The 24588-nt window shown below is 64.9% G+C and carries 19 protein-coding genes and 2 pseudogenes; 7 read left to right on the top strand and 14 right to left on the bottom strand.

Translation table 11 applies throughout. From position 1 onward, the window contains the following. Positions 1-164 precede the first annotated feature (164 nt). A complete protein-coding gene (locus AADH62_RS04235) occupies positions 165-503 on the bottom strand; it encodes a HepT-like ribonuclease domain-containing protein (protein ID WP_341578403.1) in 339 nt (112 codons plus the stop codon). Beyond that, positions 493-798, bottom strand: coding sequence for a nucleotidyltransferase family protein (locus AADH62_RS04230; RefSeq protein WP_341578402.1), 306 nt, complete (start codon positions 796-798; stop codon positions 493-495). The genes AADH62_RS04235 and AADH62_RS04230 overlap by 11 nt, the downstream gene beginning before the upstream one ends. 272 nt (positions 799-1070) lie before the next feature. Between AADH62_RS04230 and AADH62_RS04225 the strand changes: the two are divergent. Further along, positions 1071-2114, top strand: a pseudogene (locus tag AADH62_RS04225) (IS256 family transposase); the annotation flags it as partial. Between the two features lies 1 nt (position 2115). On the opposite strand, the gene AADH62_RS04220 reads toward AADH62_RS04225, so the two are convergent. After that, complete coding sequence (locus tag AADH62_RS04220) at positions 2116-3354, bottom strand: IS110 family transposase (RefSeq protein WP_341578567.1); 1239 nt, start codon at positions 3352-3354, stop codon at positions 2116-2118. A 226-nt stretch (positions 3355-3580) separates the two neighbouring features. Between AADH62_RS04220 and AADH62_RS04215 the strand changes: the two genes are divergently transcribed. After that, a complete protein-coding gene (locus AADH62_RS04215; protein WP_341578566.1) occupies positions 3581-3850 on the top strand; it encodes a transposase in 270 nt (89 codons plus the stop codon). A 209-nt stretch (positions 3851-4059) separates the two neighbouring features. On the opposite strand, the pseudogene AADH62_RS04210 reads toward AADH62_RS04215, so the two are convergent. Then, a pseudogene (locus AADH62_RS04210) lies at positions 4060-5327 on the bottom strand (IS256 family transposase). 433 nt (positions 5328-5760) lie between these two features. Here AADH62_RS04210 and AADH62_RS14565 point away from each other — a divergent pair. Together AADH62_RS14565 and AADH62_RS04200 are read left to right on the top strand one after the other, a co-directional pair. Then, a complete protein-coding gene (locus AADH62_RS14565; RefSeq protein WP_425355642.1) occupies positions 5761-5919 on the top strand; it encodes a hypothetical protein in 159 nt (52 codons plus the stop codon). A 154-nt stretch (positions 5920-6073) separates the two neighbouring features. After that, the gene (locus AADH62_RS04200) at positions 6074-7240 is read left to right on the top strand and encodes an IS481 family transposase (protein WP_341578401.1); all 1167 of its coding nucleotides are present in this window, start codon (positions 6074-6076) and stop codon (positions 7238-7240) included. 154 nt (positions 7241-7394) lie between these two features. On the opposite strand, the gene AADH62_RS04195 is transcribed toward AADH62_RS04200, so the two are convergent. The 10 genes from AADH62_RS04195 to AADH62_RS04150 all read right to left on the bottom strand — a co-directional run bounded on the left by AADH62_RS04195 (position 7395) and on the right by AADH62_RS04150 (position 21355). Continuing rightward, a complete protein-coding gene (locus AADH62_RS04195; RefSeq protein WP_341578400.1) occupies positions 7395-9326 on the bottom strand; it encodes an FAD-dependent monooxygenase in 1932 nt (643 codons plus the stop codon). A gap of 126 nt (positions 9327-9452) precedes the next feature. Next, positions 9453-11765 (bottom strand): hydantoinase B/oxoprolinase family protein, encoded by a 2313-nt coding sequence (locus tag AADH62_RS04190; protein WP_341578399.1) that lies wholly within the window; start codon positions 11763-11765, stop codon positions 9453-9455. Next, positions 11762-13927, bottom strand: a complete 2166-nt coding sequence (locus AADH62_RS04185; RefSeq protein WP_341578398.1) for a hydantoinase/oxoprolinase family protein — start codon at positions 13925-13927, stop codon at positions 11762-11764. Before AADH62_RS04185 ends, AADH62_RS04190 begins: the two co-directional genes overlap by 4 nt. Before the next feature lie 116 nt (positions 13928-14043). Beyond that, a complete protein-coding gene (locus tag AADH62_RS04180; RefSeq protein WP_341578397.1) occupies positions 14044-15534 on the bottom strand; it encodes an NAD(P)/FAD-dependent oxidoreductase in 1491 nt (496 codons plus the stop codon). Continuing rightward, positions 15531-16520: an NAD(P)-dependent oxidoreductase gene (locus AADH62_RS04175; protein ID WP_341578396.1), complete on the bottom strand. Its 990-nt coding sequence runs from the start codon at positions 16518-16520 to the stop codon at positions 15531-15533. Before AADH62_RS04175 ends, AADH62_RS04180 begins: the two co-directional genes overlap by 4 nt. Beyond that, positions 16517-17218 carry a class II aldolase/adducin family protein gene (locus tag AADH62_RS04170; RefSeq protein WP_341578395.1) on the bottom strand — a complete coding sequence of 234 codons (702 nt, stop codon included), beginning with the start codon at positions 17216-17218 and terminating at the stop codon, positions 16517-16519. Before AADH62_RS04170 ends, AADH62_RS04175 begins: the two co-directional genes overlap by 4 nt. Further along, positions 17215-17970: an SDR family NAD(P)-dependent oxidoreductase gene (locus AADH62_RS04165; RefSeq protein ID WP_341578394.1), complete on the bottom strand. Its 756-nt coding sequence runs from the start codon at positions 17968-17970 to the stop codon at positions 17215-17217. Before AADH62_RS04165 ends, AADH62_RS04170 begins: the two co-directional genes overlap by 4 nt. 50 nt (positions 17971-18020) lie before the next feature. Further along, positions 18021-19541 carry an aldehyde dehydrogenase family protein gene (locus AADH62_RS04160; protein WP_341578393.1) on the bottom strand — a complete coding sequence of 507 codons (1521 nt, stop codon included), beginning with the start codon at positions 19539-19541 and terminating at the stop codon, positions 18021-18023. Positions 19542-19647: 106 nt separating this feature from the next. Beyond that, on the bottom strand, positions 19648-20454 hold the full coding sequence (locus AADH62_RS04155; protein WP_341578392.1) for an IclR family transcriptional regulator: 807 nt from the start codon (positions 20452-20454) through the stop codon (positions 19648-19650). A gap of 19 nt (positions 20455-20473) precedes the next feature. Further along, positions 20474-21355, bottom strand: a complete 882-nt coding sequence (locus AADH62_RS04150) for an alpha/beta fold hydrolase (RefSeq protein ID WP_341578391.1) — start codon at positions 21353-21355, stop codon at positions 20474-20476. Between the two features lie 309 nt (positions 21356-21664). Here AADH62_RS04150 and AADH62_RS04145 point away from each other — a divergent pair, with 309 nt between their 5' ends. Genes AADH62_RS04145 through AADH62_RS04135 form a run of 3 tightly spaced genes read left to right on the top strand, consistent with a single transcriptional unit; the run spans position 21665 to position 24581 of the window. Beyond that, a complete protein-coding gene (locus AADH62_RS04145; RefSeq protein WP_341578390.1) occupies positions 21665-22753 on the top strand; it encodes a TRAP transporter substrate-binding protein DctP in 1089 nt (362 codons plus the stop codon). Then, a complete protein-coding gene (locus AADH62_RS04140; protein WP_341578389.1) occupies positions 22753-23265 on the top strand; it encodes a TRAP transporter small permease in 513 nt (170 codons plus the stop codon). The genes AADH62_RS04145 and AADH62_RS04140 overlap by 1 nt, the downstream gene beginning before the upstream one ends. Next, positions 23262-24581, top strand: coding sequence for a TRAP transporter large permease subunit (locus AADH62_RS04135; protein ID WP_341578388.1), 1320 nt, complete (start codon positions 23262-23264; stop codon positions 24579-24581). The genes AADH62_RS04140 and AADH62_RS04135 overlap by 4 nt, the downstream gene beginning before the upstream one ends. The last annotated feature ends 7 nt before the right edge of the window (positions 24582-24588 follow it).

Here is a 24588-nt window from a genome sequence, read left to right as displayed (position 1 = left end):
CCTTTCGCCGTCGTCCCGCTGGCCCGCAGGTTTCGGAGACCCACCTCGTAGTGTCCCCAGTGTCGCCACGTTTACCCACGCCTTTACCCGCCGCGGCCGGCTGTTCCGCCCACCCCCCACCGTTGCCGCGCCACTCCGTTGCCGCGGCTACGGTGCCCCAGGATCTACGTCGCCAGCACCCGATCGATGATCTCTCGGAGCTCGGGTACGCGGCGGGACGCAGCTGTCCACACCACACTGTCATCGACGACCGCGTAGCCGTGGGCGAGGACGTTGCGCAATCCGATGATGCGGCCGACCTCAGGGATCAGGGCGGCCGTGTCGCTATCCACCCGGCGGAGGTTGTTCAGCGCCTCGCCGATGATCTCGAGCTGACGCTCCACCGCGGAACGCCGCAACTCATCGACCAGGTAGTCGTCCTTCGTGAGTCCGGCAATGAAAGTGCCGATCCTGTCCGCGGCGATGCGCACATCCCAGAGGAACGCGGCAGACTCAGGCCGCATACAGCTCTTCGGCGCTCGCGTTCGCAGCCGCCTCGAAATACGGATTGCGGACGGCATCCGCCATCACAAGATCAACGCGACGGCCAAACAGCACCTCGAGGTCTTCCTTCAACCCGAAGTACGCATCGAACGGATCCGCAAGCTCCGGCAGGAACTCGACCAGAAGATCGACATCACTGCGCGCGGCATTGAAGCTGTCATCGACTGCAGATCCGAACACCCGCATCCGACGCACACCACGCGCCCGGCACACCGCCGCGACCGCATCGCGGTCGATGAGCAGCCGGAGAGCCATAGGAGGAGTCTACCGAGCGTCCCCGATGTCGACAGAGGACATCGCATGGCCTCCTCTCAGAAACGATCGTTTGCAGGCCGCTTCCGGTGAACCCGGCGGTGGATTCGATCTGCCCCAAGAAACGAGCCGCAGCGCTGAGGCGCGCTCCTTGTCCTCAGCTGATGGTCAGGTCGAGCGCTCCGAGGAGACTGTCTGATTAACGGTGGGTGGGGTCCGGCCTGATCCGAAAGGAGATGGCCGTGGCTGACACGACCGAGCTGTTGGAAGAGGCGATGATCGATCCCGTGACGGGAGAGATTATCGATCAGAAGGACCTTGCCGAGCGGTTGCTGGCGCAGGCGAAGGAGCAGGGCGTGAGCCTGGTCGGCCCGGGAGGGCTGCTGAATCAGCTCACGAAGAACGTCCTCGAGACGGCGTTGAACGCTGAGCTGACCGAACACCTCGGCCACGATCATGGCGGGACCCCGATCGGCGAGAACATGCGCAACGGGACGCGGACGAAGACGGTGCTCACCGAGATCGGACCCGTGGAGATCGAGGTTCCCAGGGACCGGGACGGGTCGTTCGAGCCGGTGATCGTCCCGAAGCGGAAGCGACGGCTGGATGGCACCGATCAGATCGTGCTGTCGCTGACTGCGCGCGGGCTCACGACGGGTGAGATCGCGGCGCATTTCGATGAGGTCTATGGCGCGAAGGTCTCCAAGGACACGATCAGCCGGATCACGGAGAAGGTCAGCGGCGAGCTCGCCGAATGGGCGTCCCGACCCCTGGACCCGCTGTATCCGGTGATCTTCGTCGACGCGATCGTGGTGAAGGTGCGGGACGGGCAGGTCCGGAACACTCCGTTCTATGTCGTTATGGGCGTCACCGTGAACGGTGAGCACGACATCCTCGGGATCTGGGCCGGCGACGGAGGCGAGGGAGCACGGTTCTGGCTGCAGGTGTTCACCGAGCTGAAGAACCGGGGCGTCGAGGACGTGCTCATCGCCGTCTGCGACGGGCTGAAGGGTCTCCCCGAGGCGATCAACACGACCTGGGAGCAGACGGTCGTCCAGCAGTGCATCGTGCATCTGATCCGCAACAGCTTCCGTTACGCCGGACGGCAGCATCGGGACGGCATCGTGAAAGCACTCAAGCCGGTCTATACGGCCCCGTCCGAGCAGGCAGCGAAGGACCGGTTCGAAGAGTTCGCTGCCGAGTGGGGAGAACGGTATCCGGCGATCGTGCAGCTATGGCGTTCTTCCTGGGCGGAGTTCGTGCCGTTCCTGGAGTACGACGTCGAGATCCGCAGGGTGATCTGCACGACGGATGAAATAGTCAAGCCTTCGCGGGTTCTTCCTCTGCCTGAACGGTGGGGTGGAAGTCGATCCGGTCGGCGCCAGCCGGCCGGGATGGTTGCCAGCTTGCGACGAGCCGTTCGTAGGCCTGTTCGCTCTTCTCAACCAGGTCGCGTTCGAAACGGCGGAGCTGCTTGTCGTTGTAGTCGTAGCCCACGCCGCGACGCGCGTGAGCCTTCGGCGCTCCTGCAGTCAGCTCGAGCTTACGACGCTTGAACGCGACCAAGCTCGGCCGGGCGAACGCATAGTCCTCGTCCTTGGTGACCAGGTGCCAGGCAAAAACGAGCATCTTCCGTGCGGTCGCGACCACAGCGATCTGGAACCCTCGCCGCTGCTTGATGCGATGGTAGAACGCGCGCAGCGGGCCGGGCGCTTTCGCCGCGATCCAGGCAGCCTCGACGAGCATGCCGCGGGTCGACGCGCGCCCGGTCTTGGTGATGTGTGAGTGGATCGCCGGGGAGTTGCCGGACTGTCGCACTTTCGGATGCAACCCGAGGTAGGCGACGAGCTTGTCGGGCGACTCGAACCGGGAGAAGTCGCCGACCGCAGCGATGATCGACACGGCCACGATGACATCAACCCCGGGAGTCGTCATCAGCCGTCGTATCGCCTGATCACTAAGTGCTTGCTGCGCGATCGCCCGGTCCGTATCGGCGAGCTCTCCTCCCAGGAAGTCCAACTGGCGGAGCAGCGATGTCACCGACGCGCGTTCGTCTTCGGGGAGCGGGAGCAGTTCCAGCCATGCCCGACCGGTCTTCCCGAATAGATCCGTTACCGGCGGTCGCGGCATCAGGTTGCGATGGAGCACCGCTTGCACCCGGTTCTTGATCCTCGTGCGTTGCCGCACCAGATGAGCTCTCGCCGTCGTCATCCGCCGCAGCATCGCAGTGCGATTGTCGGGCAACCAGACCGGCGGCAGGAAGTCTGCAGCGAGCAGGTGAGCGAGGATCCTCGCGTCGACCTTGTCGGTCTTGATCTTCGCCTCCGCGATCGCCCTCGTCTTCAGCGGGTTTGATACAACGACCCGGCCGGCGTGCCGCGACAGCAACGTCGCGATCGCGTCGCTGTTGCCGGTGGCCTCCAGAGCGACCTGGTCGTCGATCGTGAGCTGGGCCGCCCACTTCCGCAGCGCTTCCGGCCTGCAGTCAACCCGACCCGCGTCGATCACCAGACCGTCCTCGACGATCGCGATCTGCGCGAAGTCACGATGGACGTCCATACCGATGAATCTCGGCATCATCCCGTTCCTCTCGTTCAGTTCTCGAGCGGGAAAGGGTTGGGCGAACCGACACTTACGGATTCGCGCTCACGGCGCAGCCGGACAAGTCGCAAGGGCGGCCATCTACTAACGCGGGCTCTCAGCCCATCGAACAGAACGGCCTGCCCATACCGATTTCCCTAGGAGCCCCTGTTCCGGACGGTCTCACCGTAGAACCAGATCGAAGATCCAGCCAGCCAGACGAACACGTAAGGCACCCACGACTTTCATATCCGGTACCAACGCGATCGAGTCGATCAACGCGAGGTATCGCAGAGCCGTTCGGGCGCGCGGGCACTTCCCGAACGAGGCCGCGGCACTGAAGTGCCTCTATCTCGTGACCCGGTCGCTTGACCCCACCGGCGGAGGCCGGGCACGCTGGATGATGAGGTGGAAGCCAGCGCTGAACGCGTTCGCGATCACCTTCGCCGGACGGTTCGAGAGAACCACCCACTAATGAGAACCGCCGGACCCACACACCGTTCATCGGACAGACCCACGATTCCAGCAGGTGTCGGATCAGGTACCCCTGCGTCGGCGCAGGCGTTCCCGTCTTCGCTGCTATCGAACGGGCGATTCGCGGCGTGATCCGCTATTCGACACTTCCAAGGGCGGTCAAGTCCCGTGTCGTGGTGTCACTCCGGTTGCTCTTAGCCTGGGTGAGGGTCAGGCAGTGAGGTAGAGCTCGGGGCGTGGGGGTTCGGTGTGGTCATGGAGGGTGTGGACGAGTTTGCGCATCGAGATGTCGGAGAAGTAGCGGCGTTCGCCGTAGCCCCATTCCTCATGCTGTTCTTGGAGCACGGCGCCGATGAGTCGGGTGACGCTCTCGCGGTCGGGGAAGATCTGGACGACGTCGGCTCGGCGTTTGATTTCCCTGTTCAGACGCTCGATCGGGTTGTTGGACCAGACTTTCTGCCAGTGCTCGCGGGGCAGCGGCGCGAAGGCGGTCAGGTCGGCTTCGGCGCCCTCGAGCATTGCTGCGATCTCAGGGAACGAACCGCGGAGGCTATCGGTGACCGCCTTGTATGCGCGGTCACGGACTCGGTTGTGGACTGCGCGAAGATCGTGGAGATCAGCGCGTTTACCGGCTTCGACCGGGCCGAGCCGAGCTTCTGGGTCACGTTGCGTGCGAAATGGACCCGGCATCTCTGCCATCCCGCAGCGGGCAGGATCGCCTTCACCGCGGCCTTCAGGCCGGCGTGCGCGTCGGAGGTGACGAGGGTTACCCCGAGCGGGTCGGTGTCGGTGGCGACCTTCAAGCCTCGGTCGCGGAGGCCGCGGAGGAACTCGGTCCAAAAGTCCGTTGTTTCCGCATCCCCGAGAGCCATCCCGAGGATCTCCCGGCGGCCCTCACCGGCGACACCGGTCGCCACGACGAGGGCTTGAGACACGACCCGGCCGTGGTGGCGGACGTCGAGGTAGGTCGCGTCGAGGAATAGGTATGGGAACCAGGTGTGATCGAGCCGTCGGTGCAAGAACTCCTGCACGGTCTCGTCGATCTCTGCGCAGATCCGAGAGACCGTCGACCGGGAGATGCCGGTGTCGTTGCCCAGGGCCCGGATCAGCTGGTCAACCTTGCGGGTGGATACCCCGTCGATCCAGGCCTGGCAGATCACCGCGTAGAGGGCCTTATCGACCCGCCGCCGCGGATGCAACAGGCTCGGGAAGAACGAGCCCTCCCGCAGCTTCGGGAGAGCGAGGTCGACCTCACCGGCCGGGGTCACGAGGACTTTCTGGCGGGTCCCGTTACGGCGGGTGGTCCGCTCCGGGGAGCGCTCGTAACGGGCCGCGCCGATCTTCGCGGTTGCCTCCGCGTCGACGAGGTCCTGGAGGCCGGCTTGCAGCATCCGACGAAACACGTCGGAGTGAGCCAGGTCCGGGTCGGCGAGGACTTCGCCGATCAGGGTCGAAAGGGCAGACTGGTACTGGGTCATCGTGGGATCTCTGCTTTGCTTCTTGCCGGAAACAATGGGCTTCCCACGGTGGCCCTTCGACGTCTACGACGACAAGAACCCCGCAGGAATTGACACCACGCTATGGGACTCACCCATGCCGCCCGGCATGACGCTCAAGGACGCCACAAACCTTGAGCGAGAGCCATCGCTGGCGGAACGTCGAGCCGCCAACTGCCGTACCCCGCTTTCACGGCTCGCGGCATCGGCCGGGAGTGCGAACGAAAGTCGCCCAGCAGTCTCCCGTTTGGCGAGGGGCTCTCTCACATGCGCCTTCCGAACTCTCGGTATGGCTGGTTCACAGCTGCCGTGAGGCGCGCGATGGCCACAGACTCTGACATTCCACCCGTCACGCCGCACGACCTGCGCCATACGGCTGCATCCCTCGCGATCAGCTCGGGCGAACGTGAAAGCCGTGCAACGGATGCTCGGCCACGCTTCAGCGAGCATGACGCTCGACACGTACGCGGATCTGTTCGATGACGACCTGGATGCCGTTGCAAGCGCCCTCGATCTCGCTCGCGATCGTTCAGGCGTGTCCAAACTGTGGCCACGAGAGGCCAGGTCGGAATGAGAAAGGCCCCGATTCCCGCGCAATTACGCGGGAATCGGGGCTCGAAACTGGCGGTGACGGTGGTGTGTGGTTTCAGGACATCGTGGACGCATGTCTCGAGACATCGTGAACGCTTTCAGACGCAGAGTCGGGATGTCTCGGGACATCGTGGACGGTGGCCAAGTACGAGGTGCTGATCAAAGCCGTCACCGTCCAGGGGCTCTCCTACCGGCAGGTCGCTGCGCGCTACGGGGTCTCCAAGTCACTCGTGCACAAGCTGCACCATCGGTGGCTCGCCGAGGGCGAGGCAGCGTTCGAACCGCAGTCCAGACGCCCCCGCTCCAGTCCGAACCGCACCCCAGACATCGTTCGCGGCCAGATCGTGGCCCTGCGGGACGAACTAATCGCCGGCGGGCTGGATGCCGGCGCGGACACGATCACGGAAATGCTCGCCCGCGAGGGCGTCACGACCTCACGGGCGACCGTCTGGCGGCTCCTGACAGCTGCCGGCAAAGTCGCCCCGCAACCGCAGAAACGCCCACGGTCATCATGGCGCCGCTTCGCCGCGGACCGCCCCAACGAGCTCTGGCAGTCCGACTTCACCCACGTCTTCTTGACCAACGGAGCCGAGGTCGAGGTGATCGGCTGGCTCGATGATCACTCCCGCTACCTCCTGCACCTGACCGCACATCACCGGGTGACCGGCCGCACCGTCACCGACACCTTCACCCAGGCAGCGTCACAGCACGGCTACCCGACCGCGACACTCACCGACAACGGCATGGTTTACACCACCCGCCTCGCCCGCGGAGGCAGAGGAAGAGGCGACGGCACCGGCAACGCATTCGAGACCCTGCTCGCCGATCTGGGCATCACCCAGAAGAACGGGAAACCCTTCAAACCCACCACTCAAGGCAAGATCGAGCGGTTCTGGCAGACCCTGAAAAAGCACCTCAAAGCCCACCCCGCCGCGACCCTCACCGACCTCCAGACCGTGCTGGACGCGTTCCGGGACTACTACAACAACGTACGCCCGCACCGCGCCCTGCGCCGTCGAACACCCACGTTCGCCTACCACCTGATCCCGAAAGCGAACCCGAGCCGACCCGACGACCCGAACGTCTGGAGAGTCCGCTACGACACCATCGACCGCGCCGGCAAAATCAGCCTTCGCCACTCCGGACGAATGCTCCACCTCGGCATCGGCAGAGCACACGCACGCACCGAGATCATCGCCCTCATCCACAACAACGACGCCATCATCAGCACCCGCGACACCGGCGAAATCATCGCCGACTTCACCCTGAACCCCACCCACGGCTACCAACGCAAAAACGGATGAACCCCCAAAACCGGGGGTTCATCCGTCCACGATGTCCTGAGACATCACACTGGCGGTGACGGTGGGATTTGAACTATTGCCGGATCGGGTTTCGGGCGCCGACTTCGTAGCCTTCTCGCGGTCGTTTCGCGGTTCGCGACATGTCTAGGTGCGACTACGCGCCACGGTGAGTGTCGACGGGTTTACCCACCCCGTTACCCACGTGGTCTCCGACCTGTTCCATCAGGATGCCGGCAAAGAAGTCGAAGATCTGGGTCCGCGCGTGCAGCGGCAGCACATTCGCGACGTACTGATCCGGTCGAACGATAACGACCGCCCCTTCTCTGCTGATTCCACGTTCTCGGAAGATGTCGCGGGCCCCACCCGCTGACCATGTCTTCTCCCAGTCCTGCAGGCCCAGCGGCCCCGAGTGCGGAAGGAGGATCTCCGGTAGGTGCTCCAGTTCCACCCCATGGTGGTCGCCCTGAAAGACGGCGTGAACGTCGAGCGTGTCATCCAGCGCAGCGCCAGGGGGCGTGAACCGCAGAACGGGCGACTCCGACGACTCGCCCAGCCACCGCGCCAGCTCTATGAGCCCCTCTCCTGTCACATCACCGAAGGCGTATAGGCGCCACCTCCCGTCCGCGCGATGCGCATGACCAAGCTCTACCTGTCTTCCGTCCGCGACCCGCACAACAGGGGCGGAGTGGAACCGAGTACCAATCTCGAATCCGGAAGCAAGGTGCTGATGCCCACTGCTGGCGATGAGCGCCGAGGGGCGGTACTTCGTCGCAAGACCGGCCGTGTAGCGACCCTGACGGGCAAACTCGGCGCGCATCTGCTCAGCCGTGACCCCTCCCCGCTCCGGATGGGCGGGGTCGGCGATGGGCTCCGCGATGAACGCCGACCAGAAGCGATCGAAGTCGATGAGGTCCTGCGCGACGGACTGGCGCTCGGCCGAATACGTCTGCAGGAGACTGACGTCCGATCTGCCTTGCAGCACCGCGGCGAGCTTCCAGCCGAGGTTGAACGCGTCCTGCATCGACACATTCATTCCCTGGCCGGCCTTGGCTGAGTGCGTATGGCACGCGTCACCCGCGATGAAGACGCGAGGAGCGCGTTCGGGCTCCTCGTCCGACCCATCGTCGAATCGGTCGGTGACGCGCTGCCCGACTTCGTACACCGATGACCACGCAACTGCCTTCACGTCGACGAAGTACGGGTGGAGGATGTCGTTGGCGATCGCGATCAGTCGGTCAACGCTCGTGGAGCGGACGTCCGCGGCGGCATCCACCTGCCCGAGATCGACGTACAGTCGCACCATGTTCCCCCCCTCACGGGGAATCATGAGCAGGCTGCCCTTGCGATCGGACTGGACGATGTTCTTCGTCCGCCAATCCGGGAAGTCCGTCGTCGCCAACACATCGATCACACCCCACGCATGGTTGGCGGCGTCGCCGTGGAGCTTCCGCCCGATCGATCGCCGCACCGCGCTCCGTGCTCCATCGCACCCAACCACATACTTCGCCCTGACCGTTGACTCCGCTCCATCTGCCACGCGAAGGGTCACCTCGACGGGATACTCACCGCCTTGCCGGGACAGGCCCACGAACTCGATCCCGTAGTCGGGCTCGATGCGGCTCGATGAGCGAGCCGCATGGTCCAGCAGGTACTGCTGCATCCTTGCCTGGTTGACTATGACGTGGGGGAACTCGCTCACGCCGGCAGGCGTGTCCTCTACCCACCCCGTGCGCACGATGCGTGTGCGATCGGAATCGGACGGACCCCAGAACCGTACTTCGTTCACCCAATACGCCTCGCGCAGCAGCGCATCGGCAAGACCGAATGATTGGAACATCTCGACAGTTCTGCACGCGACACCGTCAGCCTGCCCTACCTCGAGGGGGCCGTTCCGTCGTTCGACGATTCGCGTGTCGATGTCGGGGAACGCGGCGAGCTGTGCCGCCAGGACGGTGCCGGCAGGCCCTGTACCCACAATGAGGACATCTACCTGGTCGGGAATGCCCGGCGTTCGCGTCAGCGCGTGCCCCGCCGCGGGCATGATGTCCGGGTCGCCTGGGCGGTAGCCATCCCTATAGAACTGCACGTGCGGTCTCCTCAAATCCTCTCTCACGAAGGGGGCCAGCCAGCCTCCCTCCTGAACAGGCACCACCGCCCTCGGCCACGTCGCACTGCGCGCACTGGCCGAGGGGCGGCGACACCGTGGTGTGTGTCATCCAACCTCGAGCATGCCGAGTTCGAGCGCGTAGTCCGGATGACCGACGGGAACCAGACCTGACCAGGATGCAGTCCAGCAGTTCGGGCAGCAGTACCGGCGGAAGACGACTTCCTCATCGACGTAGTCCGTGGCGACGGCGGTGATCTGGGGGCCGGCCGCCGCTGGCTCAGCATCGATGCGGACAAGGCCAAGTCGGTCATCGACTCCGACCCGGGCCAGAGTTTCACCACAGTGCGCACAGGCGACGACATCCGAACCATCCACCGCGGCGTGGATCAAACTGTCGTTGATCCTCCGTCCGGATCCGATGTCCACCCTGTGACCGTTGCTGGATGAACCGGGCGCCAACGCAGCCCGGGCCGACCGCGCCTGCTCACGCCGCACCAAGGACGCCGCCTCGTCGACTTTGCCGCCCACGACGACGACCCCGTAGGCAGCCTCGGCCCCCTCAGCGGTGATCTTCTCCGCGTCCAGATCGCGCTGGACCGCGTCGAACTCTCTGAGAAGTGGATCGCCGTACCCGCCGCCACCCTGCCAATGCATGAACATCACATCGCCCGGGAAGATCGCCGTGGTGGCATAGTTCTGCCCGATCTCGAGCTCCCCCCCGACCTCCTCGAGCGTCGACGGTATGCGGCCCGACCTCAGCGTGCCGAGCGCGTCGGCGCCGCGCGCGAGAAGGTCGAGTCCGGTGTTGCCCGGGTACCCGCCGGCCAGACCAGTGTTCTGCGAAACGGCCTTCCCCGCGGAGGCGAGTACGAGACCGATCGGCACTTCGGTGCCGTAGGGCGTGAAGGCGATCGAGGCGCTCAACCCGCCGCGGTGGCGGCCAGGACCGCCAGAGTCGGCCTCCTCACGACGCCAGAGGAACAGCATCGGGTAGAGGAACTCTGACATCTCCGTGTCGGGCACGCGACCCTGCGGGATGCAGAAGAGGCCGCCTGTATCCATCCCGTCGGTGTCCGGCCGTGCGCCGTAGCCTCCCGCCATCGGTTCCATCAAGATGTTGAGGAAGGGGGCCGGGTGCTCACCGCGCTGATCGAGCCCGGCGATGACCGCCGTGTCCCACGTGCCGCAGCAGGCCGCCTGCACGCTGGTGCCGATGTCGACGGTCTGATCGAGCATCTGAGAGAGGCATTCGGCAACGAGTGTGCCCGTCTGCCAGGCGGGACCGATCGGGCCACGACTGACGGCAGCTGGGAACATCGCGTTGTTGAGTGTGCCCTCCTCGCTAACGACGTCGAACACGCGCATCAAGCCCCCCGCCGACCACGGGATGTCGTGGGCGAGGATCGGCAGGAGCGCAACCATGATCCCGCCGCGGAGGCCCGCGTAGGTGCAGTTGATCACGCCAGCCTGCGGGTCGGTGCCAGTGAAGTCGAAGCTCAGCCTGTCGCCCGACTTCGTCATCTCGACTGTGATCTTGTGCAGGCCGCGATCACCCTCGTGCGATTGATCCTGGTATCCGCTCGCTCGCCAGCTCCCGTCGGGAAGCGCGCTCAGCTTCTGCCGCAGGCGACCTTCGGCATCGTTCATCATGCGCTTCATCACCGCCTTGACCGTGTCAGCGCCGTAGCGATCGATGATCTCGAGAATGCGCGCACGCCCGACGTTGTTGGCTCCGACCTGAGCGTGCAAGTCGAGCTCCACGAGCTGGGGAACTCGGGAGCGGCGAACCCACATGTCAGCGATGTCCTGCTGAAGGACGCCGTCACGCACCACTTTGACCGGCGGCATCGGCACAGACTCAGAGAAGACGTCCTGGGCTGCCGGGGAGAATGAGCCCAGACCCACTCCGCCGAGATCAGGTTCGTGACAGATACCGCTCGTCCACGCGAAGAGCTTGCCTTCGTAGAAGATCGGCTGGAACACGATCGCGTCGTTCTGATGCAACCCGCCACCAACCCAGGGGTCGTTGTTGAGGAACATGTCCCCCTCGGCGATGCCGGGATTGTGCGACCGGTTCTGCAGCGTCCAATAGATCGCGAGGTCCACCGCACCCACGAGGGTGGTGTTGTAGAGACCGACCAGCACCTCCTGTCCGACCTCATCACTGACGGCGAAGTCGAAGTCGTTCGCGTCAGTCACGATCGGCGAGCCCGACATCCGCTTAAGAGACTCCCCCATCTCCTCAGTCACCGACCAGATGCGGTGGCGGATGACCTCGTAGGTGAGCGGATCGAGGGCATCGATCTGCTCCTGCGTCACGGTGTGGATCGGGAACCCGGCCGGCAGCGCGGCCACGACTTCCTCGGGGCTGACGGGGCGGCTCGCGAACTTCTCGGAACCGGGAATCAACGCGTTCATGCAAGCACTTCCTTAGCCGAAACGGACTCTGCGACGAAGTCATTGGCACGGTCATCCGACCCGCTCACCGTCGTGGAGATCACGAGATTGCCGAAGTCATCCACGACTCCGGTCATGTCGTCGGGCACGACAACGGTGGTGGTGGGGACCTCAACGACAGCGGGGCCCGGGATCACGTGACCCCGGCGCAGCTTGGTGTAGTCGTAGATCGCTGTGTCGCGGTAGCCCTCGGTGCCGAGGCGGACCGGACGTGATCCGATCCGGGCCGACGACGAATCGGCGCCGTCGCCCCTCTCGATCTCAGGAACGTCCAGTTGTGCGTTGAGAGCGCCGACGGCCCGCACCCGATAGGTGATCCCCTGGATGCCAGCAGCTGCGAATCCCGACCCCTCGCCGTACAACTCCGCATACTTGCGCTCGAACGCGTCCATCGCATGGAGCAGCTCGTGAGAGGTGACTGGCTTACCGATCGGAGTGGGCAGCTCCGCGAGCTGCATCGCGTAGCGCATGTCGAGCTCGCGGATGAGGTGCACGTCAGCGAACCGCAGACCCTGTCCCTCAAGCGCCTCCAACAGATCCGCTTCGAGTCGCATGAAGTTGTTCTCGACCTTGGCGGCATCGACGGGCAGCATCGCCGGGTCAGAGTACTCGCCCGTGAGCACGACGTCCGAGGTGGCAAGCCCATAGGCCGAGAATGCTGATGCGAGCGGACCGAGAGGAACGACGACCTGACTCACACCGAGGATCGACGCGTACGCGGCGCTGTGGGCTGGACCCGCGCCGCCAAAGGCGTACACGACGAAATCACGCGGGTCGTAGCCGGCTTCGACCACCGTCTTGCGCAGAAGGTCTGCGGTCTGGTTGTTCTGCACCGCGTATATGGCAGCTGCTGCGTCCTCCACGCTCAAACCGAGAGGCTCGGCGATGCGGGTGCGGATCGCTTCGCGCGCCATCTCGATGTTCAGCCCCTTCCGTCCCCCGAGAAGACCCTTCTCCGAGAGGATGCCGAGCACGAGGTTCGCGTCGGTGTTCGTCGGCTCCACACCGCCCTGGTTATAGCAGGCCGGTCCAGGCACGGCCTGAGCGCTGCGCGGCCCGACCAGGAGGTTGCCTCCTGCGTCTAGCCAGGCGATGGCACCGCCACCGGAGCCGATCGCCTCAACTTCGACGCGCGGCACGTTGAGTGGGTGGTGGTTGAGCACCGTTGTGGTGGAGCGCACCGGCTCACCGTCGACGACCAGTCCCGCAAGGAAGGTCGTTCCGCCGACGTCAGTAGCAACGATGTTTCGGTGGCCGAGTTGAGCTCCCAGTTCCACCGCGCCGACAACACCGCCTGTGAGAACGGAGCCAATCGTGCTGATCGCCCGGTTGGGGGCATCCTTCGCGACGGTCGCGCCGCCGTTGCTCTGCATGATCAGCAACTGGCCCGCCAAGCCGTTCTCGCGCAAGCGGTCCTCGACGTTGCCGAGATACGCGCGCAGGCCCGGCGCGATCTGGGCACTCATGATCGTGGTGGCGGAGCGGGAGAACTCACGAATGCGCGGACTCACCTCGCTGGAGATCGCGACGAACATGTCGGGGGCGATCTCGTGGATGATCTCTCGGACGCGGCGCTCGTGGGCGTCGTTTCGGAACGACCACAGGAGGCTCACCGCGATCGCTGGTACCCCCGCGGCCTTCAGCGCGGTGGCGGCTTGGCGAACGTCCTCCTCGTTCAGCTCGACGAGCACTGTCCCGTCGCGATCCACGCGCTCAGTGACCTCGTGGACGAGGGAGCGGGGGATGAGCGCGTGCTGCTTGGTCTGGGTGATGGTGCTCTGGAGCTGCTCGGGTGCGCTGCCGAGGTATCGACCCTCGACGTTCATGATGTAGATCGAGTCCCGGTGGCCGCGGGTCGTGATGAAGCCAATATCCGGGACCGTTCCCATGACGAGGGCATTCAGCGACGAGGTCGTGCCGTGCGCGATGTGGTGCGTGTTCTCGAGCATCTCGCGCAACGACAACCCCGCGTTGGCCGCAAGCTCCTCGAGTACGTCGAAGAAGCCGCCGGTGTAGTCCGGGGGCGTGGAGGGCGCCTTCGCTCCGTAGAGTCTTCCCTCGCCGTCCGCCAGGATGCCGTCGGTGAACGTCCCGCCGACATCCACGCCGATGATGTAACTCACTTGGTTCTCCTTTGAACTTCGCCGCCGCTCAGGCAACGGACGCTGTGGTGGGCCCAGCCAATCAGCCGATTGCCATGGGGGGACCTGTTTTCTTCTCCCCGGAAATCGGGCTGCCGCTAAGCCTGCGCGAGGGCTGTCTCGCCGTCGAACAGATAGTCCTCGATGCGGATCTCGGCCAACATCCGCTCGAACTCGGCAAGGTTGCCGGGCCATTTCACGGCGACTCGTCCTGTGCCGCCGATCTTGTACCAGCTCTCGCACCCGCCCACCTCCCAGACGCTGCGTGACATCATTCGATTCAGCGCGTCATCGAATTCGAGCTGGGCAGCGTCACTCACGGTGATGGATGCCGCATGTGTCTGGTCGGTGAGGTTGAGGAGTCGAGCGACGTACGCCGTCTGGGCCTCGATCACGCCAATGATCGAGCCGGACGCCTGCGTGTTCGGTCCGGTGATCAGGAAGAGGTTGGGGAACCCGCCGACAAGGGTTCCTTGAAAGGCCCGGGGGCCGTCGCGCCACGTCTCGACGAGCGAGCGGCCGTCGGCGCCAACGAGCTCGAGATTCTCGAACATCTCCGTCGCGCGGAAGCCTGTCGCGAGCACCACGATGTCGGCGTCCCACTCCTCACCATCGGCCGTGCGAATGCCGGACTCGGTAAACCCGACGACGCCGCTCGCGCTGACGGTGGTCTTGGGGTCAGCGAGCGCGGGGTAGAAGTCGTTTGACACGACCGGTCTGCGGCAGCCGAAGCGGTAATCGGGTGTGAGGATCGAGCGCAGGGTTGGGTCACTCACCGCCGCTTCCATGTGGGTTCGCCAGGTCGCCTCGGCGGTGGAGAGGAACTCCTCGTCCATGACGGCCTGTGCATGTGTGGAGTAGTTCCAGTAGTCGTAGAGCTCGCGGCGGCGGCGCAGGAGTTCTTCCGGATGATCGCGGAAGAACTGCTTCTCCGACGCGGTGTACCGTTCTTCGGGCTTCGGCATCACATAGGGCGCCGTGCGCACGGAAACGAAGACAGCATCCGCCTCGTCGACTGCCGCCGGGACGACCTGGATCGCGCTGGCACCGGCGCCGATCACCGCCACGCGCTTGCCCCGCATCGAGAGGGTGGTGTCCCACTCGGCGGTATGCACGATCACTCCCCTGTAGCGGTCCGAACCCGGCAGATCGGGCACGAGCGGCTGATTGAGCGTCCCCGTCGCGAGGATGAGGAACCGGGTGTCGATGCGCCGGCCGCCCGTGAGAACCAGGTTCCACTCAGAGCAGGACGCGTTCCAGACGGCTGAGTCCAGACGGGTGCCGAAGCGGATCAGGTGACGGATGCCGAGCTCGTCAACCACGCGATTCTGGTAATCCCAAATCTCCCGCTGATGAGCGAAATTATTCGACCAGTCCGGGTTCTGCGCGAAGGAGAGGCTGTATAGGTGCGCTTGGACGTCGCACGCCGCGTTCGGGTAGACGTTGTCGCGCCAGACTCCGCCCACCGCGTTCGCCTGTTCGAGAAGCAGGAAATCCTGCCTGCCACTCACGAGCAGTTCCCGCGCCGCGGAGATACCGCTGAAGCCTGCACCAACGATGACCGTCTCGATCCGTTCGACCTCGATCATGGCTGCACGTCCCCTCGCTCGACAGATCGCAGGACGCGTACGAACTCCGCGAATCCTTCGGTGCGCGTCAGAGGTGGGCGCACTCCCAGTCGGGCAATGGAAGCGGTGACGTCGGTCGGTTGGTCCTGACGCGGGGGGATGACCGACGATGCGGCGCCGTCCTGAATCGTCACCGACACGAAGGGGAACTGCTCCCGCAGCGTGTGTGCAAGCTCTTCGAGGGTCGTCGTCTGCTGCGATCCGACGACGAACCACTCGAACGGAGCGTTCTCGAACGGTACGTCGAGCGCTGCTGCGGTGAACGCGGCGACGTCCTCGACGTAGACCAATTCGGTGCGGGAGATGATGTTGCTGGGAAGCACGATGGGGCGACCTGCGATGCCGTTAAGCACCTGTGCCTCGATGATCGCGCTGCCCACGCCGCCGCCCATGTTCGGGCCATAGCCGTAGATCACGGTGGGGCGGATCGCAGCGACCTCGAGCCCGGAGGAGTGCGCGAGCGCGCTCAACAGGTGCTCCATCGCTAGTTTCGCTGCCACGTAGTAGGAGGTGAACTGGGTCTCGATTGCAGAGTCGCGCACAATGGGAGACGGCTGCGCTTCCGCGAAGACACTCCAGCTGCTGATCGCCACAAACCGTCGGACTCCGTGCTCCGAGGCCCAGCGCGCGAGGCGCAGAGTCGCGGTGATGTTGACATCAACGGTCTCGAGCAGGTCGCGCTGGGCCCGAGCGGCGATGAGGGCTGCCGTGTGGACGATTCCGTCGATCTGCGGCATTCGCTCGAGCGCGGCATCCACCCCGGACACGTCAGTGAGGTCAACCTCGACGGTCTCGTACTCACGGTCTCCGAGGACCGATGCGAGGTAAGCGCTCGGAACGCTCCGGTCGAGGATGGTCACAGCCACGCCGGAGTCCAGCAGAAGCCTGGCGGTGTAGGCACCGACCATGCCTGCACCGGTGATGAGTACATGCTTTGTCGCGGTCATGCGTCGACCTCCGATGCGAGCTTGCGACCCAGGTAGCCCCAGACGTTGTGCACCGCGAGTGGCGAGTAGATGCGGTCTCGTTTCTCCGCGGCCTCGGCGTCCGGCGTCCATGTCGGGCGACCGCCGAAGGTAGCGGTGAGAGCTTGCTGTCGGCATGCTTCCTCGAGGAGCATCGCCGTGAAGACCGCCGTGGGCAGATCGACTCCGACGGTCACGATCCCATGGTTGACAAGGAACGCAGCGTTCCGGTCACCCAGCGCTTCGGCCAGGGAGGCGCCCAGTTCGGCTGAGCGTATGAGGTCCGACGTCAGGTCGAAGCGTGGGAGATCGGGCGGGGTGAACAGGGAACCGGCGTGCCCAAAGGCACGAAGGGGCACACCGGACGCGGCCAACGCAATGGCATAGGGAGGGTGGATGTGGACCACGGCCCCGATGTCGTCACGCGCAGCGAGCAGCTCCGTGTGGATCGGGTACTCAATGTGCGGTTCGCCACTTCCCTCGATGACTCGACCGTCGGGTGAGACGAGGTGGACGTCATCAGGAGCGACCTCCGATAGACCGATTCCCGCTCGCTTGAGCCACGCTCCTCGGCCGTCAGGGTCGCGCATGGAGGCGTGTCCCCAGATGTAGTCATCCAAGCCGGCTGCCCCCAGGATGCGCGAGGCGATGGAGACTTCGTTCTGCATCTGCGTGCTCATCGGTGCCACAACCCTCCGTTGACGCTGATGGTCTGCCCGGTGACATAGGCACTGTCGTCAGAGAGAAGGAATGCCGCGACCGATGTCATGTCCTCGGGGCCCGCGGTGCGCTTGATCGCCTGTGACGCGAGCATTGCCTGCTTCTGCGCCTCTGTGACAGTATCCCGCGCGATCTCGGTATACACAGGCCCCGGGGAGAGAGTATTCACCCGGATACCGAACCCTCCCAGCTCTTTGGACATCGCGTACGTCATGCCGGTGACCGCGCCTTTGCTGGCGACATAGTGCAGGTAATTCTGTCGACCCAGGACAACGGAGTCGGACCCGATGTTCACGATGCTCGCACTCCCGGAGGCTCGAAGCAGGTCGACCAGTGCGGAGGTGAGCAGCCACACGCCGGTGACATTCACCCTCAGGATCGAGTCCCACTCCTCCTCCGTGATCTCCCAGAACGGCGCCATCCGGATCGTGGAGAAGATGGCGGCATTGTTGAGCAATCCGTCGACGCGGCCGAATCTGTCAGTCAGGAACGCGGCCAGCTCCTTGACGGAGTCGGCGCGTGCGACGTCCAGTTCGGAGGGGATCGCAAGTTCGCCCAACTCTTCGGCAAGGCGACGGACACCGTCGCCGTTGCGATCGGCGGCAACGACGGTAGCGCCCTCTGCCACGAGTCGGCGCGCATAGGCTGCACCGATCCCTTGTGCGGCTCCTGTCACGACGATGACCTTGCGGTCCAGTCCGGTGTATCCCATGCTGTGCAGTCCTCTGCTTGTGGTTCTGATTCGTGATCTCGTTGGGCCCGTCAGTAGGCGACGTTGATCGACTTCTGCTCCGTGTAGCTGAGCAGTTCTTCCATGCTTTCCTCACGACCAAAGCCGGAAGACTTCACGCCGCCGTAGGGCACATTGGGAAAGTGCTTGGCGGAGTCGTTGATCCACACGAAGCCCGCCTCGATGTCGCGAGCGAAGCGGAGAGCCCGAGTGATGTCCTGCGTCCAAATGCTCGCGGTCAGTCCGTACTCCGAGTCGTTCGCGATTCTGAGCGCCTCGTCGGCATCGTCGAAGGGGATCGCGGCCAGCACCGGGCCGAAGATCTCCTCCCTCGCGATCCGACCGTTCAGCGGCACATCGGTCAGGACTGTCGGCGGCACGAACAGGCCCTCGCCCAGGGCCGGGTCGTCACCACGCTCGCCGCCTGCAACCACCCGCGCGCCCTCATCTTGGGCTATCCGGATGTAGTTGGTCACCGTCTCGAAGTGGGCCTCGCTGATGAGGGTGCCCTGCTGCGTACTCGGGTCGAGAGGATCTCCCATCCGGTGGCCCTTGAGAAGCTCAGCAATGCGCTCGATGAGTCGATCATGGATGCCGCGCTGCACGAGCAAACGGGAGTTTGAGCCGCACGACTGGCCCGACCACGCGAAGTTCATGCCGGCAATCGCTCCGCGCGCGGCGGCATCGACATCCGCGTCGTCGAAGACGACCATCGCATTCTTGCCACCTAGCTCGAGAGACACCTCCTTGACGTACCCCGACTCGGACGCGGCACGCTGAATCGCCAATCCCGTGGATGTCGAGCCGATGAAGGCGATCCGGCGCACGTGCTTGTGTCGCACGAGCGCGTCGGCGAGCCCACGGTTCGAGGCTGTCGCAATCTGAAGCACCCCGGGGGGGAAGACGTCGCGAAGGATCTCGCCGAGTCTGAGCGTCGACAGGGGCGCCGCCGCGGGTGGTTTCACGATGACGGGGCAGCCGGCCACGATCGCGGGAAACGCTTTCCCGGCGAACATGAGCGGGTGATTGAAGGCAGGGATCCGCAGCACCACTCCCACCGGCTCACGCACGGTGAAATGAAGCCCGGCGCTCGCCGGGATCGTGGCCCCCTTGACCTCCAAAGCGATGCCTGCGAAAAGTCGCATGTGCTGCAGTGTGAGCCCGACATCCATCCGCGAATTGACCAGAGATGAGCCCGAGTCGATCGACTCGAGGTAGGCGAGTTCCTCGGCGTGGGCCTCGACGAGGTCTGCGGCCTTCGCGACAAGCGCGGCGCGCTCCGCCATCGGGGTCCGGGCCCAGCCCCGTCGTGCTTGGTCGGCAGCGTCCGCGAGCAGATTCGCATCCCGCGCATCGCCGTGCGGCGCGGTCGCGATGATGTCCCGTGTGAACGGGCTGACGCGTTGGTAGGTCGCGCCGCCTACGGCGCCGCGGAGCTCGCCGTTAACGAGGAACGCAAACTGACGATCCCGGACCCCTCCGTGTCCCGCTGATGGGTCAACAGGGCTCGGCTGTGGCGCAAGGATCCCGTTGGCGACCGTGTGACTCGTCATCGAGCGCTCCCTTCGTGCGGCGACATCGCCGGGCGTTATCGAGCACGCTACGGGGGCGCCGAAGCATTGCTGCAGCACTTTCTGCAGGAAGGAACTCGGCGTGACGTCAATCGGTGGCGGCGAGGGTGTCGCCCGCGTCGTCGAGGCGTGCCGCGAGCTCGTCCGCAGCGGCATACAACTGACCCATCCGCCAGGAGTCCCGCAGCAGCGGATCGATACGCTGATCGGTCGTGAGGAGCGCGATCGAGACCGCCCGCGTCGAGAGCGCGGACACGGGCACGGCTACCGCACTGAGGCGCTCGACGGCCTCGACACGGCATACGGCATAGCTGCGCGAACGAGTGAGCGCGAGCTCTCGACTCAAGTCCGAGAAGGCTCTGTCATCGAGTAGCGACGCCGCGCGCTCGGCGGCCGGACCGCGGTAGAGGTGCTCGATTTGGTCGGAGCTGAGCAGAGCGAGCGATGCTCGTCCCGCCGCGGTGGAATGAGCTGGGAGCACGGCTCCGCTGCGATCCATCTCCGACCTACCCCGGGTTCCCACGGCCATGAGCACCCGGATGTGGGGGCCTACTCTCGTCGTCAGGTTGGCAGTCTCACCCACATCCGCGGCAAGTCGTGCGAGAACCGGCTCGGCGATCGCGCAGAGACGATCGACATCCTGTGTCTTCAGTACCGGCGCCGAGAGCGCCGGACCGGGGGTGTATCGGCGCTGCTCGTCCTGCACGGCGAAGCCGTGGAAGACGAGCATGGACATGATGCGGTGCGCTGTGGATACTGCGATGTCGAGGTCGCGGGCAACGATGCTGATGCGAACTGGCCCGCCGTCTCTGAGCATATGCAGGACACGCAGCGCCTTGTCCACCGACCCCAGCGCGTACGCCGGTGGCTGTAGCTTGCCGACCGCGTGACTCACGCGCACAGACTAGCCCGCCTCACGCGGGTATCCAACGCTCTAGGAACGTCCCGATTCTGCGTAGCGCCGTCGCCCCCTCGTCGAGCACCGCCGCGAAAGTCGGGAACACGTGCACCATCTCGGCCCAAATCTCGAGACTCACCGGGATGTCTGCACGCGCGGCCTCCCGCACCAAGTCAAGAGAGTCAGACAGCAGGATCTCGCGCGAACCCACCTGAACCTGAAGGGGAGGAAAACCACGCAGGTTCGTCATGGTCGGCCGCAGCCCTTCCGAGTCGGAGGCACCGTACGCGCGGGCGCCAGCTGCGAGTCCACTCCTCGTGAGTGAGGGGTCGCGCACGTGGTTCCAGGCGAAAGACGATCCGCTAAGGGTGAGGTCGGTGAAAGGCGAGAGGAGCGACACCGCACCCGGAAGCCCCCGCCCCTGATCCCGTAACTCCCGCAGAGCGTGCAATGCGATCGCCGCACCGGCCGATGCGCCAACTACCGCGATCCGCTCCGGAGCTATCCCTCTTCCGAGAGTGTCGAGGACGGCGATCACATCGTCACGCGCTGCGGGAAACGGAAATTCCGGCGCAAGTCGGTAGTCGACCGAGACGACACGTCGGCCGACCGTGTCGGCCAGGCGGCGGGCGAGAGCGAACGAGCCGGCAGCACTCCCCGCGATGAACCCTCCCGAATGGACAAAAACCACCGGGGCTTCCGACGGCGAGACCGGGATGTCCAGAACCGAGACTCCGCCGATCCGTGCCCGGTATGACTCCGCGCCGGTGGCCAGCGGGTCTCGTTCACCCAGTTGTTCGAAGCGCGCCCGAACACGGGCAAGATCATCAGCTAGATCCACGGGATCGGCCCGGAGCGCCGCCACAACTCGATCAATCGGTCGCTCGCCCTGCGTCATGGACACCGCCTCTCTGCGATCCAACCCACGCTACCGGCGGCTTGAGATGCGGCAGTCGGCATTCTGCATTCCGGAAACCTCACGACGACCGCTTCGCGGCGCCGCGACAGACTGACGGACGACAGACCCGCGCCTACGTGCGGCAACCCATGACCCACCGTTTTCTGCCAGCGGGAAAACGGTGGACCTCCCCGAACGCCTCAGGGAACTTTGACTCGACGGTCGAGCTTGCCACCTGGCTTGTGCGCCCGAATCTCGGGACACGGATCCGTGACCGTCACGAGAAGTCACCGAATCAGAGGGATCTCAATGAAGAGAATCACGCAGTATCGCCGTTCACTGGTCGCTCTTGCCGCAGGCGTGGGCGTCATCATCACCGCAAGCTCATGCTCGAGCGCGAACACCTCGGGCGAGAACTCATCTGGCGGCGAAGCAACGCAATCGTTCGAACTGACAGTTCACACCGGCGAGTCTGACCTCATGTCGCGGATCGACCAGAAATTCGCCGACGAAGTGGCAGAACGCACCGACGGGCGCATCGTGATCAACCCCAGTTACTCGGGATCACTCGTGTCACCCGACCAGGTGCTCAACTCAGTGGAGTCGGGCACGGTCGATCTGGGGCACGTCACGACGTCGTTCGCTTCAGGAGCGATCCCCGACCTCGCGATCCTCGAGGTGCCGTACGCCCGCCCCGCCGACAGCGAGGGATATGCCGAGTTCAGCGCCGAGGTCGACCCCGTGCTCGATGAAATCTTCGCCGAACACAACCAGAAGTTCATCTTCTCGAACCCGGGAATCATGCCGGGGATCATCGCATGCTCCGAGCCCGCGGGGGCGGACGCCGACTTCAGCGGCAAGTTGATCCGCGCAGCAGGTCCGTGGCAGTCGGCGACGCTCGCCGGGTGGGGCGGCTCGCCCGCGACGATCGGCACAGCGGAACTGTACACGTCGCTCCAGAACGGCACGGTCGACTGCACACTGATGGTCTACAACCTCTACAGCTCGTTGAAGCTCGCCGAGGTCGCCCCCTACGTGTACCGCCTCGACTTCGGCGCCAACTACAACGCCATCACGATGAACCAGCAGGCGTGGGACAGCCTGAGCGAAGCGGACCAGACGGCGGTGCTGGCAGCCGGCGCAGCCGCACAGGAGTACGGATTCGAGCTGCTATCCGAGACCGTCGAGCCGGAGGTCGAGCGTCTCGTCGAAGCGGGGGCGACACTGTGCGTCCCCTCCGACGGATCGGTCGACGACAAACTCGCGACCGTCGACGACGTGCGCGATGAGATCGGCGAGACCGTCAGCGAACGGGGCGAGAGCCTCGCGGAGATATCCGAGAAGTTCCGCGAGGACGCCTACCAGGCACCGACGTTCGGGCCCCTGGACCGCTGCTGATGATCGACCGGATCATCCGAGGAGCGAACCTCGGTCTGCTCACCGTCGCGTCCGTGGGAGTGCTGCTGCTCGCCGTGATCGTGTTCGGCGGAGTCCTGTGGCGCTACGTGCTGGGTTCGCCGCTCGACTTCGTGCTTCCCGTGTCGGAGTACATCCTGCTTGCAATCGTGTTCCTGGCGATGTCGGGAACCCTGCTTCTCGACGGGCACGTGCGCATCGACTTCGTGACCGACATGATGCCGAAGCGGGTCGGCTTGATCGTGCGCCAGTTCGGCGATGCTGTGGGGATCCTGGTGGTTGCGCTCCTCGCCTGGCTCAGCGTTGAGCACTTCTCGAACGTGCTGCGGACGGGCGAAACCGACATCTCCGTTCTGAGGATCCCGCTGTGGGCGACGCAGTGGTTGCAGATTCTGGGTTTCACCCTCATGCTCGCCACCTACATTCTGATCTGGGTTCACAACTGGCGCCGCGAGCGGCCGAAGGATCCTCTCCACGGTGAGGAGTTCGTATGAATCTCGATGTTGCCTGGGGTGCAAGCGCGACCATCATCTTCGGGCTGCTCCTGTTCCTGATCGCGACGGGGATGCCGGTTGCGCTGGCCATGATCGCCACGGTCTCCGTGGGCATCATCTTGTTCGTCGGCCCGCAGGGACTGATCATCATGCCGCAGATCGCTGCGGAGAAAGGCTCAGACCAGCTGTTCAGCGTGATACCCCTTTTCGTCATGATGGCCGTCGTCGCGGCGGGCGCGGGGATCACCGAGAAGGCCTTCGGCGCCGGGATGGCGTGGTTCGGGCGGCTTCCCGGCGCGCTCGCGGTGAGCTCGCAGGGCGCGGCCACGGTCTTCGCCGCCGTGTCGGGCTCGAGCCCCGCGACTGCGGCGGCGGTCGGGTACTTCGCCATCCCCGAGATGATGAAACACGGCTACAAGAAGTCGTTCGCGGTCGGCGCGGTCGCTGCGGGCGGAACGCTCGGCATCCTCATCCCGCCGAGCGTCGCGATGATCATCTTCGGGCTCACGACAGAGACCTCCATCGGAGCGCTCTTCATCGCTGGCATCCTGCCCGGGATCCTGATGGCGGTCCTGCTCGTCGTGTACGTGATGACGGCCGCCAAGCTGAATCCTGCTCTCGCACCGCGCTCCGACGCACGCTTCACGTGGCGCCAGCGTTTCCTCGCCTTAGGCGGGTTGTGGCCGATCGCGCTGCTGTTCATTGCGGTGATCGGCAGCATCTACTCGGGCATCGCCACGCCGAGCGAAGCCGCCTCGGTGGGCGCGATCGGTGCACTGCTCATCGCACTCGCCACGCGCTCGATCACACTCAAGAAGCTGTTCGCATCACTGCGGGACGCGGCCGAGTCCACCGCGATGGTTCTTCTGCTGGTGATCGGCGGCTTCGGGCTATCGTTCCTGGTCGCGAGAGTCGGCATCGCGCGGGGCGTGGGTTCCATGATCACAGAGGCCGCGATCAGCCCATGGGCCGTGCTGATCTTCATGATCATCGTGCTGCTGCTGCTGGGCACCGTGCTCGACCCCGTGTCGCTCATCGTCATCACGATGCCGCTGTTCTTCCCCGTCCTGATGCAGCTCGGGTTCGACCCGATCTGGATCGGCGTCATCGTGACGATCGCGGTGGAGATCGGCATGATCACACCACCGGTCGGCATGAACCTACTCATCCTGAAGAACGCGATTCCGGGCGGCGCGAGCATGGGCGAGCTGTTCAAGGGCATCCTGCCTTTCGTCGGCGTGCTGCTCGTGGGGCTCGTCATCATCGTGCTGGTTCCCGCTATCTCGACGTGGTTGCCGGCCCTGATGACCAACTGAGGAGTGA

The sequence above is a fragment of the Microbacterium schleiferi genome (assembly GCF_038150145.1).
Lineage (GTDB): Bacteria > Actinomycetota > Actinomycetes > Actinomycetales > Microbacteriaceae > Microbacterium > Microbacterium schleiferi_B.
The sequence above is the reverse complement of the archived record's forward strand: the minus strand, read 5'-3'. Positions and strand labels throughout refer to the sequence as shown.